Here is a 2,370-nt window from a genome sequence, read left to right as displayed (position 1 = left end):
CGGTTGCGGCCCATGCCGTGGACGCCGGTGCCGGCGCGGAAATGCTGCTGGTAGCGGTAGTCGATGAGGGTGTTCAGGCCTTCGACCGCCTCGATCCAGACGTCACCGCCCCGGCCGCCGTCACCGCCGTCGGGACCGCCGTATTCGATGTACTTCTCGCGCCGGAACGAGACGGCGCCGCCGCCCCCGTTGCCGCTGCGAACGTAGACCTTGACCTGATCGAGGAACTTCATCGGGAAACCAGCCGGACGGTGAGCGCGGCGGCGAGCGACTTGGCGGCCGCGCCGGGCAGAAGGGGAAGGATGCCGCTGTCGAAAGCGGGACGCGCGCCCATGAAGCTGGCGAGCCCCGCCCACCCCACGGCGAGAACGATGACGTGGCCGGCGACGAAGAGGGCGGTAAGGGCGATCCAGCCCTTGGCCTTGGGCGCGGCCTCGCCGCAGACCCAGGCCGCCGCCGCCATGCCGGCCAGGAAGCCGGCGGAGTGGCCGGCGATGGCCTTCCAGCCCGCGGCGCCGCCCGCCAGCACCGGCAGGCCGAACGCGGCGCAGCCCAGCCACGCGACGACGATCCCCAGCGCCAGCCGCCCGCCGAACAGGCCGGCCAGCACGAACAGCGCGTAGGTCTGCAGCGTGATCGGGACGGGGCCGATCGGAATCGAGAACCGTCCCGCCGCCGCCATCGCCACCACACCCGCCACGACGATCGCCGCCTGCACGGGCAGGGCGTGGCCGGAAGCGGAGGAGCGGCGGGAGGCGGCGGCGGTCATGACGGAGCGCTTACCAGCCTTAGGCCAGCCAGACCATCATGCGGGTAGGCGCCTCGGCGCCGCCGCGGCCGGCGCTGGGGCGCGGCTCGACGTCGCCGGTGTAGAGGAAGCCCGCCTTGCACAGCACCTGGCCGGCGGCGCGGTTGTCGGCGAAGTGACCCGCCCACACCACGTTCTTGCGCCAGTCCGACCTGGCCCAGCGCAGCGCGCCGGCCACCGCCTCGGTCGCGTAGCCGCGGCCCCAGAAGGGCCGCCCGAGCCAGTAGCCGAGCTCCTGGCGCCCGGGAGCCATCTCATGGAAGCCCAGCATGCCGATCACGCCGAAGTCGCGATGCTCGACGGCGAAGGCCGCATCGGTGCGCGGGTTCATGCGCGCCACCGAACCGACGAGCGCCTCGGCGTCGGCCTGGGCGTATGGGTACGGCAGGCGCGAGGTCATGCCCGCCACGCCCAGGTCGTTGGCCAGTTCGGTGATCGGCGCCACGTCGGCCGCCGTCGGGCCACGCAGCAACAGCCGCTCGGTGGCGACCACGGGCCGGACATTCAGTGCGCACATCTTCGTACCTCCCGGCGCTCTAGCGGCGCCCTGAAAACGACAGCGGGGAGCCCGGCTGACCGGACTCCCCGCGAAAGGTCGTCTTGTGTCCGGTCCGCCTCATTTGGTGTGGCGGACCTGGAGAGAGGAGGGTCCGCCTATTCGGCTGCGACGATCTTCTCGGCCGGGACCACCGTGGCGTAGGTTCGGTTCTTCGCCTTGGTCACGAACTTCACCGCGCCGGTGACGAGCGCGAAAAGGGTATGGTCCTTGCCCATGCCCACGTTCTCGCCCGGCCAGAACTTGGTGCCGCGCTGACGTACGATGATCGAACCGGCGTTGATGGCTTCGCCGCCGAACTTCTTCACGCCGAGACGGCGACCCGCGGAGTCGCGGCCGTTACGGGACGAACCACCGGATTTTTTGTGAGCCATGGGTTGCTCCTGTCCTTACTGAGCCGACCGATTACTCGGCGGCGTCGTCCTTCTTGGCGGCGGCCTTCTTCGGCGCCGCGGCTTTCTTCGGCTTGGCTTCGGCGGCTTCGGCGGCCGGAGCCGCTTCGGCCTTGGCCTTCGGAGCCGCCTTCGCCTTCGCGGCGGGCTTCTCGGCGGCCGGGGCCGCAGCGCCGGCCTTCAGCGCCTTCTTCGAGACGTTGAGGGTCGCGAAATCCAGGCCACGGGCGCGGGCGTCGAGCTCGGCCTTGGTGGTCAGCGAAACCGTGCCGTCCCACTTGGTTTCCTTGCCGCCGGCGGTGATGCCGGTGACGCGCAGGACGGTCTCGTGCTGGCGGTGACCGCGGGTGCGGCGATAGCCCTGGCGACGGATCTTCTTGAAGATCTTCACCTTGTCGCCCTTGCGGGTCTCGATCAGCGTCGCAGCGACCGAGGCGCCGTCCACCAGGGGCGCGCCGACGGTGACGGCTTCGCCATCGCCCAGCATGAGCACTTCGCCGAAGGAGACGGCCGCGCCGGCTTCGCCTTCGAGCTTTTCGACAACCAGCAGGTCGCCGGGCTGGACCCGGTACTGCTTGCCGCCGGTCTTGATCACCGCGTACATCGTTCGCGCC

At 70.7% G+C, this 2,370-nt stretch carries 4 protein-coding genes and 1 pseudogene; all 5 read right to left on the bottom strand.

Going from position 1 to position 2,370, the window contains the following annotated elements; genetic code table 11:
* Positions 1-233, bottom strand: a pseudogene (gene obgE, locus Q0L11_RS19030) (GTPase ObgE); the annotation flags it as partial.
* Positions 230-769: a biotin transporter BioY gene (locus Q0L11_RS19025; protein ID WP_296599325.1), complete on the bottom strand. Its 540-nt coding sequence runs from the start codon at positions 767-769 to the stop codon at positions 230-232. The pseudogene obgE and the gene Q0L11_RS19025, both read right to left, overlap by 4 nt.
* Before the next feature lie 19 nt (positions 770-788).
* The gene (locus Q0L11_RS19020; RefSeq protein WP_296599324.1) at positions 789-1,325 is read right to left on the bottom strand and encodes a GNAT family N-acetyltransferase; all 537 of its coding nucleotides are present in this window, start codon (positions 1,323-1,325) and stop codon (positions 789-791) included.
* Positions 1,326-1,462: 137 nt separating this feature from the next.
* Entirely contained in the window at positions 1,463-1,738 is a 276-nt protein-coding gene (gene rpmA / locus Q0L11_RS19015; protein ID WP_296599322.1) for a 50S ribosomal protein L27, read from the bottom strand.
* 31 nt (positions 1,739-1,769) lie between these two features.
* On the bottom strand, positions 1,770-2,360 hold the full coding sequence (rplU, locus tag Q0L11_RS19010) for a 50S ribosomal protein L21 (protein ID WP_296599326.1): 591 nt from the start codon (positions 2,358-2,360) through the stop codon (positions 1,770-1,772).
* Positions 2,361-2,370: the final 10 nt, after the last annotated feature.

The organism is Phenylobacterium sp., from assembly GCF_024508875.1.
In the GTDB taxonomy this organism is placed as follows: domain Bacteria; phylum Pseudomonadota; class Alphaproteobacteria; order Caulobacterales; family Caulobacteraceae; genus Phenylobacterium.
This window is presented reverse-complemented; position numbering and strand designations above follow the sequence as displayed.